At 64.0% G+C, this 12,889-nt stretch carries 13 protein-coding genes; 6 read left to right on the top strand and 7 right to left on the bottom strand.

Annotated features, from left to right (window positions below; translation table 11 throughout):
- Nucleotides 1–26: 26 nt before the first annotated feature.
- Entirely contained in the window at nt 27–890 is an 864-nt protein-coding gene (locus C3E77_RS01925; RefSeq protein WP_108390097.1) for a DNA/RNA non-specific endonuclease, read from the bottom strand.
- Nucleotides 891–990: 100 nt separating this feature from the next.
- Nucleotides 991–2,409, bottom strand: a complete 1,419-nt coding sequence (locus C3E77_RS01930; protein WP_198412179.1) for a TrkH family potassium uptake protein — start codon at nt 2,407–2,409, stop codon at nt 991–993.
- Between the two features lie 218 nt (nt 2,410–2,627).
- On the opposite strand from C3E77_RS01930, the gene C3E77_RS01935 reads away from it, so the two are divergent.
- Nucleotides 2,628–3,011 (top strand): VOC family protein, encoded by a 384-nt coding sequence (locus C3E77_RS01935; RefSeq protein ID WP_108390099.1) that lies wholly within the window; start codon nt 2,628–2,630, stop codon nt 3,009–3,011.
- A gap of 120 nt (nt 3,012–3,131) precedes the next feature.
- Nucleotides 3,132–3,500 (top strand): hypothetical protein, encoded by a 369-nt coding sequence (locus tag C3E77_RS01940; protein WP_162924883.1) that lies wholly within the window; start codon nt 3,132–3,134, stop codon nt 3,498–3,500.
- A gap of 55 nt (nt 3,501–3,555) precedes the next feature.
- On the opposite strand, the gene C3E77_RS01945 is transcribed toward C3E77_RS01940, so the two are convergent.
- Nucleotides 3,556–4,131 (bottom strand): NADPH-dependent FMN reductase, encoded by a 576-nt coding sequence (locus C3E77_RS01945; protein ID WP_108390101.1) that lies wholly within the window; start codon nt 4,129–4,131, stop codon nt 3,556–3,558.
- A gap of 97 nt (nt 4,132–4,228) precedes the next feature.
- Between C3E77_RS01945 and C3E77_RS01950 the strand changes: the two genes are divergently transcribed.
- Nucleotides 4,229–4,768 (top strand): MarR family winged helix-turn-helix transcriptional regulator, encoded by a 540-nt coding sequence (locus C3E77_RS01950; RefSeq protein WP_108392932.1) that lies wholly within the window; start codon nt 4,229–4,231, stop codon nt 4,766–4,768.
- A gap of 30 nt (nt 4,769–4,798) precedes the next feature.
- Here the strand turns inward: C3E77_RS01950 and C3E77_RS01955 are convergent, their stop codons facing one another.
- A complete protein-coding gene (locus C3E77_RS01955; protein WP_108390102.1) occupies nt 4,799–5,110 on the bottom strand; it encodes a hypothetical protein in 312 nt (103 codons plus the stop codon).
- Between the two features lie 113 nt (nt 5,111–5,223).
- Between C3E77_RS01955 and C3E77_RS01960 the strand changes: the two genes are divergently transcribed.
- Nucleotides 5,224–6,039, top strand: coding sequence for an inositol monophosphatase family protein (locus C3E77_RS01960; protein ID WP_108390103.1), 816 nt, complete (start codon nt 5,224–5,226; stop codon nt 6,037–6,039).
- A 61-nt stretch (nt 6,040–6,100) separates the two neighbouring features.
- Here the strand turns inward: C3E77_RS01960 and rfbB are convergent, their stop codons facing one another.
- Complete coding sequence (rfbB, locus tag C3E77_RS01965) at nt 6,101–7,099, bottom strand: dTDP-glucose 4,6-dehydratase (protein WP_108390104.1); 999 nt, start codon at nt 7,097–7,099, stop codon at nt 6,101–6,103.
- 188 nt (nt 7,100–7,287) lie between these two features.
- On the opposite strand from rfbB, the gene C3E77_RS01970 reads away from it, so the two are divergent.
- Entirely contained in the window at nt 7,288–8,643 is a 1,356-nt protein-coding gene (locus C3E77_RS01970) for an APC family permease (protein ID WP_108390105.1), read from the top strand.
- Here C3E77_RS01970 and C3E77_RS01975 read toward each other — a convergent pair.
- Both C3E77_RS01975 and C3E77_RS01980 read right to left on the bottom strand, forming a co-directional pair.
- Nucleotides 8,640–9,500: an SDR family oxidoreductase gene (locus tag C3E77_RS01975; RefSeq protein ID WP_108392934.1), complete on the bottom strand. Its 861-nt coding sequence runs from the start codon at nt 9,498–9,500 to the stop codon at nt 8,640–8,642. The genes C3E77_RS01970 and C3E77_RS01975 overlap by 4 nt on opposite strands.
- A 145-nt stretch (nt 9,501–9,645) precedes the next feature.
- The gene (locus C3E77_RS01980) at nt 9,646–11,349 is read right to left on the bottom strand and encodes a glycoside hydrolase family 13 protein (protein ID WP_108390106.1); all 1,704 of its coding nucleotides are present in this window, start codon (nt 11,347–11,349) and stop codon (nt 9,646–9,648) included.
- A gap of 273 nt (nt 11,350–11,622) precedes the next feature.
- On the opposite strand from C3E77_RS01980, the gene C3E77_RS01985 reads away from it, so the two are divergent.
- Nucleotides 11,623–12,846 (top strand): sugar ABC transporter substrate-binding protein, encoded by a 1,224-nt coding sequence (locus C3E77_RS01985; protein ID WP_108392936.1) that lies wholly within the window; start codon nt 11,623–11,625, stop codon nt 12,844–12,846.
- The last annotated feature ends 43 nt before the right edge of the window (nt 12,847–12,889 follow it).

Below are 12,889 nucleotides of genomic sequence, written 5' to 3' on the forward strand. Positions count from 1 at the left end.
CGATGCGAGTCCAGAGCTCGTGCCGGCTAGAGGGCCATCTCGCTGAACTCTTCGAGTTTCACCCATCTCGGCTTCTCGGGTGACAGCCCAGCCGCTATGTATCGATCCGCGCCGGTGACTTCACCGAAGCTCAGAGAGGTCGCTTCTTCTATGTCGACGATCGGGACCTGGAATGTGCGGAACGGCCCAAGGGGCGGAACAGCTTGATCCGGCGATCCAGGGCGCAATCTCTCGGTGAGGTCCACGTCGTCGAGTTGGGGGCGTTGGTCGACGACGTACCCGGTCGAGGCAAGTTCAGCGTTCCCCTTCGTCCAGGCCGCGACTTTCCAGAAGGCCAACGGGATGCGGATCCCGCGATATTCGGGATCCGCATCGCTGAAAACACAACCGGTGAACACGCTAAGGCGAACGTGGTACGCGCTGGCGTGCTCCAGCAAGTAGTCTTCCAGGCCCAACCACAGCAATTTGCTTTGGTTGAATTCGCTGGCTTGTGGAGCGGCATTCGCGTATGAAAAGGTGTCGCGGTTTGCCTGTGCGGCAACGTCCGGTGCCCCCCAGACCGGGTCCCTCCTGCGGACGAGATGGCCCCTGTCGAGATCATTACTTCGGTAAAGCTCCGGGCCAGCCTGTTGATCAGCGGGAATCCGCGGATCAAGGTGCCAGTCATCCCCACGTTCGATATCAACGAGGTTTGCACCGTCGATGTTCACCGCGGTTGCAGCTGCGAGACGGCGGTCCGTGTCGAGCAAAACACTGAAGTGCCTGTAGTCGAGTGCGGTGACGTTTCGGCCCGCACCGGGCAACGGCAGTGGAACGCTGGCTGCCAGAAAATCAGGGTCATACCCGAAAGCCCGGCCCCCGTGTTCGGTGGAACTGACTACTGTGCTCATGGAACCACGGTAGATCCTCGGTGTGACACAACCGCCTGCGAGTGCCCATTGCTGGAGGTAGCTGGCGAGAGAAACACCCGCTTGAACGCCGAGCTCAAGGTCAACCCAGGATGGGGCTCTCGTTGGGGTAACGGTAGAGCTGGCGACGTTGCCGGACCGCGAGTGCCGACGCGAGACTGATGGGGCCGACCCGTCCGGCGAACATCAACAGCGCCAGAATGTACTTTCCGCTCGGCGGCAACTCTTCGCTCAACCCGACACTGAGGCCACAGGTCGCGAATGCAGAAATGACCTCGAAGAGAATGCGGTCCAGTGGCTCCCTGGTCACCGCCATGATGAGGCCAGTCGCAACCAGGATCAGGGTTGCGGCGAGGAACAGCACGCTGATCGCGACGCGGAGGGCGCCTTGCGGGATGGTTCGGCCAAACACACGAACGTCGGTATCGCCTCGCGCTTCAGCGATGATCGCGAGGAAAAGCACGGCAACAGTGGTGACCTTGATGCCACCGGCGGTCGAAGCGGACCCGCCACCGGCGAACATCAGGGCGTCGGTTGCGAGCAGGGTGATCGGTTCCGATGAACTGGGATCCACAAGGCTGAAACCGCCGGACCGCATCATCGTCGAGGCGAACAGGGCGTTGAACAGCTTCTCGCCGAGGGGCATGTCCCCGATTGTTGAGCTGTTCGACCATTCCAATGCCGCCCAGAGAATGCCGCCAATGACCAGAAGCACTGTCGTCACCAGAAGAGTGAGTTTCGCGTGGACGCTCCACTTGCGAACCTCGAACTTCGCAGACATCAGCACCATGAAGACCGGGAATCCGAGGCTCCCAATGAACACTCCAACCATGATCGGCACGAGGATCCAGCCGTTTCCGACGAAACCGGCGAGACCGTCTGGGTGAGACACGAACCCAGCATTGTTGAACGCAGACACGGCATAGAAGACGCCGTGCCACAGCCCCTGCAGCCACGACCGGTCAGCGATGATGAAGCTGGGAACGAGAAATGCAGCCAGCGCGAGTTCGATGGAGAGAGTGGTGAGAACCACGATCCGGAGCAGACTCCCCACTTCGCCGAGCCTGCCGGTACTGATGCCCTGCTGCGCGAGGAGTTTGTTTCGCACGCCAAGCTGGCGGGTCACCGCGCGGGCGAGGAGAGAGGCGATAGTGACGATGCCGAGGCCACCGATTTGAATCCCGAGAAGAATCACGACTTGCCCGAAGAACGACCAGTGCTCTGCGGTGTTCACGGTGACGAGCCCCGTCACTGTTACCGCCGAAACCGCGGTGAAGAAAGAATCGTCCAGTGGTGTCGCTCGGCCGTCTCTCGCCGCAATCGGAAGGCTGAGCAAGAGTGTGAAGACGAGCGTCACCAGCGCGAAGACGATCAGAGCTACGCGCGCGGGTGAACTCCTCGCAACCTGGTCGATGAGTACCCGAGGGCGTCGCCACATGCCGCGAGGGAACGAGCGAGAGGGGGCGCGAGCGAGATCTGTCACGCGAGCAAGATCTGTCATAGGGTCGCCCTCCGTGGTCCACGGATTACCGCTGTCAGAACGATCGGCCATCACAGGCCGACCGGACTGCTGCCAGGCAGCGCATCAGTCTATACACGAAGGCCCGGGGAACCGAAGGGCCTCCGACAGTCCCACCTGTCCTGTGGTGCCGGGGGTCTCGCGGAGCGGGCCTCCGGATGGGACAATCGACCGCACAAGCAGAACCCCAAGGGAGCGATATGGAGCGCGTCACGGGTATCGGCGGGTTGTTTTTTCGCGCGGCCCAGCCGGAAAGTCTCAGTCGTTGGTACGCGACGCATCTGGGCGTAGACCCGGCACCCGAGTCGTACGACGAGCCGTCGTGGTGGCAGCAGGCCGGACCGACAGTGTTCACGGCGATGTCCTCCAACTCGCCCCATTTCGGCAGCGCGGCGCACACGTGGGCGGTCAATTTCAGGGTCTCGAATCTCGAGGCGATGGTGAACCAACTCAGGAGTTCGGGAATCGACGTCGACGTGGACCCGGAGGACTACCCGAACGGCCGGTTCGCCAGTCTTCTCGACCCGGAAGGCAATTCCATTCAGTTGTGGCAACCGACCGGTGACCTCAGCGGACCAGGCTGACAACGGGGACCTCCTCGTCCGTCGCATGTGACAGCGGATGCCATGTGGCCCAGATCACGCGGACAGGTGCTGGACCCACCATGACCCGCGTGCGCCGAATCCGGCCGATAGGATGCCCACGTGGAAGCACGAGTGGTTGATCCGGCGAGGCTGTTTCGCAACTGCCTCGCCCGTTTCCGCGCGAGGCGCGCATTGGGTCGCATCAGCGATTCGCTGCTCGACGAAATCGGACCCCTCGCTCTCGAGGAGTCGGAGTCCGACGGTGATCCCGACTTGTGCTCTGTCGCGATGGACCTCAGCTGGCTCGAGTCGCAGATGGCCGGGGGCGTTTTTTGGTCACTGAGCGCTCGGGGGCGCGGCTTCCGAGTGCACGCCCTTGAGCAGATCCACGACCTGCTCCCACGGGTGCGCGCCCTGCCTTTGCCACGGACCGCAGCCGTCCTCGAGCAGATAGCGTGCACCCTGCCCGCGATTGACCGGCGTCGTTAACGAGAACAGGGTGCCTCGCCCGTGGCGAGACACCCTGAACGCAGGTGGAGAAGACTTACGCGGCGACGAGCGCTGCGTCGCGAACGGTCTCCATGGCCTTGGTCCACACGACGAGCTGGTCGAGCATCGGCGCAACGGATGCGGCCGAGAGTTCGGTCGGAGCGAAGGTGCTGAAGTTCTCGAAGTCGGTGAAGAGGCTGAACATACCGGTCTTCTGAACGTGGGCGAGCTGGAGCTCCGAGAGGATTCCGCGGAGGTGCTCGACCGCACGAACGCCCGACGCTGATCCGTATCCGACCATGCCGGCTGCCTTGTTGTTGAACTCGGCGTTCAGGTAGGAAAGCGCGTTGGCGAGGGCCGGGGTAACCGAGTGGTTGTACTCGCCGGTGATGAAGATGAATCCATCGAACTCGGCGATCTTCTGCGACCACGCCTTGGTGTGGTCGTTGGAGTAGTTCTGGTACGCGGCCGGGTAACCCTCATCGAGGACCGGCAGGTTGTAAGCCGCAATGTCAACGAGCTCGAACTCAGCGTCTGTGCGCTGCTGCGCCTGCGCGAGAACCCATTCGGCAACGCCGAGGTTGATGCGTCCCGGGCGGGTGCTTCCGGTGACAATAGCGATCTTAGTCATTGGCGACCTTCCAAATAGTTGATGTGTCAATTACTCTGACGGTAACAGTCTGGATGCGATTGATTGTCATGTCAACTAAATGGAGGTGAATCTTTCGATGAGTGCAGAAGAGTCCCAGCCCCGTTGGCTGGATGAGAGGGAAAAGGCCATCTGGCTGACCCTCCGCGAGTTCATCTGGGAGTTCCCCACCGCGATTGATCGCCAGCTCCAGCGCGACTCGGCCTTGTCCGTTGTCGAGTACTCAGTGCTTGCGGCTCTCTCCGAGTGCCCCGGCGCGCGAAAACGGTCAGGCGACCTCGCCGCCGACCTGGGCTGGGACCGAAGTCGGCTGTCCCACCTGGTCAAGCGCATGGAGGTCAAGGGGACCGTCGCGCGTGCCCATTCGGATGCCGACGGTCGAGGTCAGGACATCGCGCTCACCGATGCAGGATGGGACGAGATCCGGGCGGCGGCACCGGGGCACGTGACGTTTGTGCGCGAGGCGGTTTTCGATCCGTTGAGCCCCGAAGAGCAGGACCAGCTCGAATCCATGCTGACCCGCATCCGGGCGCAGATCACTGCGGAAGGGTTATGGGGGCGAAAGAAGGTCGATACCGCAGATGCGAATGCCGCGCCTGAGGCGCTTCCCGCGCCCTGATCGTCGCGCCGCGGTCCCCGGTCGTCGGTGTCAGCCCGCAGGCGGAGCTTTCGGCCTGGTCAGCGGAAGTGGTTCACGCCAGGTGCTTCCGCTCGACGCGAGGAGCTGGGATGGCAGCTTGCGTTCGTACAGCCCATAGACGTTCTGTGTGGCCTCGGCGAGCGATCCCCAGTACCCGATCAGCTCGCGTCGACCCGGGTCGGCGTGCCATGTCACCGCCCGGAAGTACAGTACGTGTCCAGGGCCGAGTTTCAGCTTGCGGATCACTGCGATCGGAGTCTGCGATGCACCGTGGGTCACCTCCCACTCGATGGGTTTCGTGAAATTCGACAGATCCGGCATGAGTCGAATATACGTTCGAAAGTCTCGACAATCAAATTCAGGACGCAGATTCTGCGACATTGCCCGGGCTGGCTTCTGGGCTAGCGTTGACGGTGAACCGAGAGGACGTCCCGATGAGCGTTGAGCTGCAGAATCTTGCCACCGAAATCGCACTCCAGGCCGGTGAACTCATCCACCGTCGCCGTCGCGAGGGCGTCACGGTCGCTGCCTCCAAGTCGTCGGCCGAAGACGTCGTCACTCTCGCCGACCGCGAGTCGGAGGACCTCATCCGTTCGCTGATCGCCGACGCACGCCCCGGTGATGGTTTCTACGGTGAAGAGTCGGCGGCAACGGGCAGCTCGACCGGAGTCACCTGGGTCGTCGACCCGATTGACGGTACCGTCAACTACCTCTACGACATCCCGAACTATGCCGTCAGTATCGCCGTCGTCGAGGGCGACCCCGACCCGCACTCCTGGACCGCGCTCGCCGGCACGGTGGTGAACCCGGCCGCGGGGGAGACGTTCAGTGCATCGCGCGGCGCTGGCGCAACCCTCAACGGGCAAACGATCCGGTCGAACACGGATGTCGCCCCGTCGCTCGCGATGGTCGGAACGGGTTTCAGCTATACCGCTGAGCGTCGGATCTGGCAGGCCGGAATCGTGCAGCAGCTGATCGGCCAGGTCCGCGACATCCGGCGCATGGGTTCTGCGGCGCTTGACCTGTGCTCGGTCGCCTGCGGTCGGCTCGACGCATACTACGAGCGCGGACTCAACCCGTGGGACCACGCTGCAGGTGCGTTGATCGCCCAGGAGGCTGGCGCTCGCGTCGGCGGACTTCATGGCGCGGAGGCGAGCCGTGACTTCACCCTCGCTGCCGATCCTGTTCTCTTCGACGCACTGCACGAGATGCTGATCGATGCGGGCGCGGAGGCATCCGTTCTCGGCTGACCTGTTTGCTTAACGCAGGAAGCCGGACCCGAGGGCCCGGCTTCCTGTGTGCGTTGGTGGGTTACTGGCCCTGCTCCTTGTAGCGAGCTTCGGTGGCGTCCTTCTGCGGCGCCCACCATGCCTCGTTGTCGCGGTACCACTCGATGGTGTCGCGGAGCCCGGCTTCGAAGTCGGAGAACTGCGGCGTCCAGCCGAGCTCGGTGCGCAGGCGCGTGGAGTCGATGGCGTAACGGAGGTCGTGGCCCGGACGGTCGATCACGTGGTCGTACGCGTCGGCGGGCTGTCCGAGCTGCGTGAGGATGAGCTCGACGACCTCTTTGTTGTTCTTCTCGCCGTCGGCGCCGATGAGGTACGTCTCACCGATCTCACCCTTGTCGAGGATGGTGAGCACCGCTGAAGAGTGGTCGTTGGCGTGGATCCAGTCGCGCACGTTCTCGCCGGAGCCGTAGAGCTTGGGTCGCTCGCCGCGGAGCACATTGGTGATCTGGCGGGGAATGAACTTCTCGACGTGCTGGTACGGCCCGTAGTTGTTGGAGCAGTTCGAGATCGTTGCCTTCACACCGAACGAGCGGACCCAGGCGCGAACGAGAAGGTCGCTCCCCGCCTTGGTCGACGAGTACGGGCTCGACGGGTTGTACGGGGTGCTCTCGGTGAACCGGTTCGGGTCGTCGAGTTCGAGGTCGCCGTAAACCTCATCGGTGGAGATGTGGTGGAAGCGCTTATCGTGCTTCCGCGCCGCCTCGAGCAACGTGTACGTGCCGATGATGTTGGTGTCGAGGAACGGACGCGGGTCGTTCAGCGAGTTGTCGTTGTGGCTCTCGGCCGCGTAGTGCACGATCGCATCGGTCTCAGCGACGAGCGAGTCCACGAGCGCTGCATCCTGGATGTCGCCCTTCACAAAGGTGAATCGATCCTCGGGAAGCCCGTCGAGCGAGGCGAGGTTGCCGGCGTAGGTGAGCTTGTCGAGCACCGTCACCGTGTGGTCGGTGTTGGCGAGGACATAGTGGACGAAGTTCGAGCCGATGAATCCGGCGCCGCCGGTTACGAGAAGTCTGGACACCCGGCCAGTTTACCCAGACGGATGCTGTGAGCCGTTTTTGACTGACTCACAGATTCCGGTGGCACGATATTTATCAGCGCGCAAGCCCCACCGAAAATTTCGGCAGACGGCATCCGCTCTCTTACCCTTGCAGACGCAAGCGACCCACGAGCCGACAGTGGGCATCGCATTCATCGAGAAAGACGCTCATGACCTCTACTACCCCGGCGGGTCAGGCGGACACCGCCCCCGCGTCAAAGCTCAAGCGGAGTATCACAGGTCCTCTTCTCTTCCTGTTCATTCTCGGTGACGTGCTCGGCGCGGGGATCTACGCCCTCATGGGTGTGCTGTCGGCCGAGGTCGGCGGAGCGCTGTGGGCACCGCTTATTCTCGCTCTGCTGCTTGCCCTGCTCACCGCAGGCTCGTACGCGGAACTGGTCACCAAGTACCCGAAGGCCGGCGGCGCCGCTGTGTTCGCCGAGCGGGCGTTCAAACGCCCGATCATCTCGTTCCTCGTCGGTTTCAGCATGCTGGCAGCCGGCGTGGTCAGCGCAGCGGGACTGTCGCTCGCGTTCGCCGGAGAGTACCTGGGCACCTTCCTCGACGTGCCGGCGATTCCCGCAGCCATCGTCTTCCTCGCGCTCGTCGGATGCCTCAACGCCCGCGGCATCCGTGAGTCCATGGGGAGCAACTTCGTCATGACGATCATCGAGTTGAGTGGTCTCGTCATCGTCGTCGTTGTGGTCGCCATCATGCTCGCGAACGGCGGCGGAGACGTGTCGCGCATCGGTGAGTTCCCGGCCGACACGGTGCCAGCGGTCGCGACTCTGAGCGCAGCCATCATCGCCTACTACTCGTTCGTCGGCTTCGAAACGAGCGCCAACGTTGCCGAGGAGATCAAGAACCCGAGCAAGGTCTACCCGCTCGCGCTGTTCGGGTCGCTCGCCACAGCCGGCGTCGTGTACATCCTCGTCGGACTCGCCAGCTCGATCGCGCTGCCCCCGAGCGAACTCGCGGAGTCGACCGGCCCGCTCCTCGCGGTCGTCGCCGCGAGCGGTGTTGGAATCCCCGAGTGGATCTTCAGCATCATCGCCCTCGTCGCTGTCGCCAACGGTGCGCTGCTCACGATGATCATGTCGAGCCGCCTCACCTACGGCATGGCGGAGCATGGACTTCTGCCGAGCGTCCTCGGCAAGGTGCTGCCGAAACGAAAGACCCCGTGGGTGGCGATCGTGGCGACGACCCTCGTGGCGATGGCGCTCACCCTCGTCGGTGACGTGTCGACGCTCGCCGAGACCGTCGTGCTTCTGCTGCTCTTCGTGTTCATCTCGACGAACGTCGCGGTTCTCGTGCTTCGCCGTGACAAGGTCGAGCACAAGCACTTCAAGGTGTGGACCTTCGTTCCTGTCCTCGGCGTCCTCTCCTGCATCCTTCTGCTTACCCAGCAGAGCGGCCAGGTCTGGCTCTTCGGGCTCCTGCTTCTGGCGGGCGGCGTCGTTCTGCACTTCGTCGCCGGGGCTGTGCGAAAGAAGCGCGCGAACGAGAACTCATCGCGTCAGGCCTAGCCGAGCGCGAGACGCAGCCCTTCGACCAGCGGCGTCGTCGGCCGTCCGATCAGGCGGGAGAGGTCACCTGACGTGTCCGCGAGGTCGCCGTTTCGGATGTCTCCGTCGAGGCGGACGAGAAAACCGATGGTTCCCTCGTCGAGGCCCGCAGCCCGGAGGGCGGCGGCGTGTTCCTCGGGCGTGACCGAGGTGAAGGTGATTGTTCGACCGGCCAGTTCGCTGAAGGCTGCGGCGAGCTGGTTGCCGTCCCAGGCGACATCACCCGAGAGTTCGTATACGGCACCGTCATGCCCATCCTGGGTGAGCACGGCCGCTGCAGCCTCCGCGAAATCGGTTCGCGACGCGCTCGCCACGCGGCCATCGCCCGTGCTCGCGAGGTAGGTGCCTGACGCCGTCGCCTGCGTGAAGGCGCCGACATAGTTCTCGGTGTACCAGTTGTTGCGGAGGAACGTGAAGGGGATGCCGCTGGCACGGATCATCTCCTCGGTTGCCTTGTGCTCAGGGGCGAGGGCGAGGGTGGAGGTGTCGGCGTGCGGCGCACTCGTGTAGACGATGCGCGATATGCCGGCGCGAATCGCGGCGTCGACGACGTTCCTGTGCTGTTCGATCCGCTGCCCGGCTTCGCTGCCGGAAACGAACATCAGAGTGTCGGCTCCGGCGAAAGCGGTATCGAGCGTCTCGGGTTTCGAGTAGTCGATGACGGCGGTTCTGACACCGAGAGCTGACTCCAGCTCGGTGAGCTTCTCCTCTGAGCGACCAGCGCCGATGATTTCGCCTGACTGCGCGCCTCGCTCAAGCAGGTGTTCGATGATGAGCCGGCCGAGCGGACCCGTTGCTCCTGTGACGACGATCGACATGTATCCCTTTCGCGGCACGGCGGATTCGTGCTCTCTCCTCAGGAGAACCGTCGGTGAGGCGATCTGCTTCCCGATTGGCGGCATCCGTTCGCAGGAATGCAGAAGGGGCGGATCGCGATCGCGATCCGCCCCTTCTGGAGAGCAACTACGGTGTGCGGAGCCAGACCGTCGTGTCACCCGCGAGAGTGGCACCGTCGAACGCGCCGCTGGAGAGGATGAGCTCAGCTCCGGCGAGCGACGCCGGCAGCGCGACATCGGTTGTGCTGGTGTTCGCCACAACGGTGACCGTGCCGTTGGTGAACGCGATCACGTTGTCGCCGAGGCCGTCGATCCACTCGAGGGTGCCGAGTCCGAGTGACTGCTCCCGACGGACGCGCAGCGCCTCGCGGTACAGCTCGAGCGTCGAGCCTTCAACACCGACCTGGGCGTCACGGGCGTATGGCGCCCAGTCGGCCGGCTGAGGCAGCCAGGCGTCGCCGGTGGAGTTGAAGCCGTACGCCGGAGCGCCCGCTTCCCACGGAATCGGCACGCGGCATCCGTCACGGCCGTATCGTTCGCGGTTCGTGCGGAACCATGTCGGGTCCTGACGGGCGTCATCCGGCAGGTCGATGACCTCGGGCAGCCCGAGTTCCTCACCCTGGTAGATGTACGCGCCACCGGGCAATGCGAGCATGAGTGCGGTTGCGGCACGCGCCCGCTGGAGGCCGATCTCACGGACGGGCTGGCCGGGGCTCTTCGGGCCGATGCCGTGACCCTGCGGGTTTTCGGCGGTCAGCGCGAGGCGTGACGCGTGGCGAACCACGTCGTGGTTGGAGAGCACCCAGGTGCTCGGGGCGCCGACGCTGCTGAATGCCTCGAGCGATTCCTCGATGACGGCGCGCAGTGCGGATGCCTCCCACGGCGTCTCGAGGTATGGGAAGTTGAATGCCTGCTGCATTTCGTCGGGGCGGACCCACTTGGCCATATTGGCCAGTGGCTCGACCCACGCCTCGGCGCACAGCACCCGGTCACCCTCGTACTCCTCGAGGACCTGGTGCCAGTCGCGGTAGATGTCGTGGACACCTTCCTGGCCCCAGTACGGAGCGCCACCGTCGATGTCCTCGAAGTCGTCGATACCCGGCTCGAGTCCGAGCGGGGTGGTGCCGCCCATGCTGCCGCCTTCGGCTGGCGGGGTGTAGTCGGGCAGGCCGTCGGCCTTGATCATGCCGTGGGCAACGTCGACGCGGAATCCATCGACGCCGCGGTCGAGCCAGAAGCGCAGGACATCGCGGAACATGGTTCGGACGTCTTCGTTGGTCCAGTCGAAGTCAGGCTGGCTCGAGTCGAAGAGGTGCAGGTACCACTGCCCGGCGGTGCCGTCGGGGTTCGTGGTGCGGGTCCAGGCAGGCCCGCCGAACACGCTCTGCCAGTTGTTCGGTGGGAGCTCGCCGTTCTCGCCCTTGCCGTCGCGGAACATGTAGTGCGCGCGTTCCGGCGATCCGGGGCCCGCAGCAAGGGCCGCCTGGAACCACTCGTGTGCGTCGGAGGAGTGGTTGGGGACCAGGTCGACAATGACGCGGATGCCGTTCTCGTGCGCCTTCGCGGTCATCCGGTCGAAGTCGTCGAGGGTTCCAAAGAGCGGGTCGACGTCGCAGTAGTTCGCGACGTCGTAGCCGGCGTCCTTCTGGGGGCTCGTCATGAAGGGGGAGAGCCAGATGGCGTCGATGCCGAGGTCAGAGAGTGAACCGAGTCGAGAGGTGATTCCGGGCAGGTCGCCAATGCCGTCGCCGTTGGCGTCCGCGAAGGAACGTGGGTAGATCTGGTAGATGACGGCGGAGCGCCACCACTCCGGGCTGGTGGGGGTATTCATGCGGCTACTCTATGGCATCCCTCCAGCGCTCTGTAAGCGCTTACGGGGAGCCTCAGGTGACGAATCAGTAACTGTCCCCGAAAGGGGCGCGCATGCGCTTGTGTTTTGTACATCGACCCGGTATATCTGGAAACGCTTACAGCACTTGTCGGCACCGAGAGAATGGCCTTTCGCGCTCATGACGTCCCGAACCGGAACACTGGATCGGCTCAGTCGGCGGCCATGACGGGCAAAGAGGCCTCGTTCACACACGTAATCATGAAAGGCACACCAATGAGGGTGAAAAACTCTTCGTTCCTGAAGGCGGGCGCGTTGGCGGCAGTCGCCGCCCTGTCACTCGCGGGCTGCTCCGCCGGCGGAAGCGACAAGGCAGAGAGCGACTCAGAATCGACACTGACCGTTTGGGTCGACGCTGACCGCGCGCCCGTGCTCAAGGAGGCTGCCGCAGACTTCACCGAGGAATCCGGAGTCAAGGTCAAGCTGGTCCAGAAGGACTTCACCAAGATCCAGGACGAGTTCATCGCCCAGGTCCCGTCTGGCAAGGGTCCTGACATCACCATCGGCGCCCACGACTGGCTCGGCAACTTCGTCACCAACGGTGTCGTTCAGCCGATCGAGCTCGGCGACAAGGCCGCCGAATTCGAAGATGTCGCGATCCAGGCGACGAGCTACGAGGGCAAGACCTACGGCCTGCCGTACGCGATCGAGAACCTCGCCCTCCTGCGCAACACGGCACTCGCACCCAACGCGCCGACCTCATACGACGACATGGTCGCAACGGGCAAGGCAGCCGGAACCGAGTTCCCCTTCATCGTCCAGGTCGGAGCAGAGAGCGACCCGTACCACCTGTACCCGTTCCAGACCTCGTTCGGTGCTCCTGTCTTCGGCACCAACCCGGACGGCAGCTACAACCCCGACGACCTGACCATCGGCACAGGCACCGCGTTCGCGACCTGGCTCGCTGAGCAGGGCGCTGCGGGCAACTTGAGCACCTCGCTCACGAGCGACATCGCGCAGGAGAAGTTCAACGCCGGTGCGAGCCCGTACTTCCTGACCGGTCCGTGGAACGTCGGCGGCGCTCAGGAAGCCGGCATCGACGTTGCCGTTGACCCGATCCCGTCCGCTGGCGGACAGCCGGCGCAGCCCTTCGTCGGCGTTCAGGCCTTCTTCGTCTCGGCGAAGAGCAAGAACACCCTCGCGGCCAACGAGTTCCTCACGAACTTCATCGCCACCGAAGACGTTCAGACCGCTCTCTTCGAGAAGGGCCAGCGTCCGCCGGCCCTCACCGCCTCGTTCGAGGCCGCAGCAAGCGACCCCATCGTCGCCGCATTCGGTGAGGTGGGCGTCAACGGCGTCCCGCAGCCGACCATCCCGCAGATGGGCAAGGTCTGGCAGTTCTGGGGCGTCACCCAGGCAGCCATCATCGATGGTGAGGGCGACCCCACCGAGCTGTGGACCAAGATGACCGCAGACATCCAGGCTGCGATCGCAGGATAACGACGACAGGATGCCGGGAGGCGGGCGACAGCTCGCCGCCCGG

This window comes from Mycetocola zhujimingii, from assembly GCF_003065425.1.
GTDB classification, from domain to species: Bacteria; Actinomycetota; Actinomycetes; order Actinomycetales; family Microbacteriaceae; genus Mycetocola_A; species Mycetocola_A zhujimingii.

What these genes read in the sequence shown, in the direction of transcription:
- C3E77_RS01925 (WP_108390097.1), bottom strand. Translation starts at nt 890, where the DNA reads ATGAGCACAGTAGTCAGTTCCACCGAACACGGGGGCCGGGCTTTCGGG.
- C3E77_RS01930 (WP_198412179.1), bottom strand. Translation starts at nt 2,409, where the DNA reads ATGACAGATCTTGCTCGCGTGACAGATCTCGCTCGCGCCCCCTCTCGC.
- C3E77_RS01935 (WP_108390099.1), top strand. Translation starts at nt 2,628, where the DNA reads ATGGAGCGCGTCACGGGTATCGGCGGGTTGTTTTTTCGCGCGGCCCAG.
- C3E77_RS01945 (WP_108390101.1), bottom strand. Translation starts at nt 4,131, where the DNA reads ATGACTAAGATCGCTATTGTCACCGGAAGCACCCGCCCGGGACGCATC.
- C3E77_RS01950 (WP_108392932.1), top strand. Translation starts at nt 4,229, where the DNA reads ATGAGTGCAGAAGAGTCCCAGCCCCGTTGGCTGGATGAGAGGGAAAAG.
- C3E77_RS01955 (WP_108390102.1), bottom strand. Translation starts at nt 5,110, where the DNA reads ATGCCGGATCTGTCGAATTTCACGAAACCCATCGAGTGGGAGGTGACC.
- C3E77_RS01960 (WP_108390103.1), top strand. Translation starts at nt 5,224, where the DNA reads ATGAGCGTTGAGCTGCAGAATCTTGCCACCGAAATCGCACTCCAGGCC.
- C3E77_RS01970 (WP_108390105.1), top strand. Translation starts at nt 7,288, where the DNA reads ATGACCTCTACTACCCCGGCGGGTCAGGCGGACACCGCCCCCGCGTCA.
- C3E77_RS01975 (WP_108392934.1), bottom strand. Translation starts at nt 9,500, where the DNA reads ATGTCGATCGTCGTCACAGGAGCAACGGGTCCGCTCGGCCGGCTCATC.
- C3E77_RS01980 (WP_108390106.1), bottom strand. Translation starts at nt 11,349, where the DNA reads ATGAATACCCCCACCAGCCCGGAGTGGTGGCGCTCCGCCGTCATCTAC.
- C3E77_RS01985 (WP_108392936.1), top strand. Translation starts at nt 11,623, where the DNA reads ATGAGGGTGAAAAACTCTTCGTTCCTGAAGGCGGGCGCGTTGGCGGCA.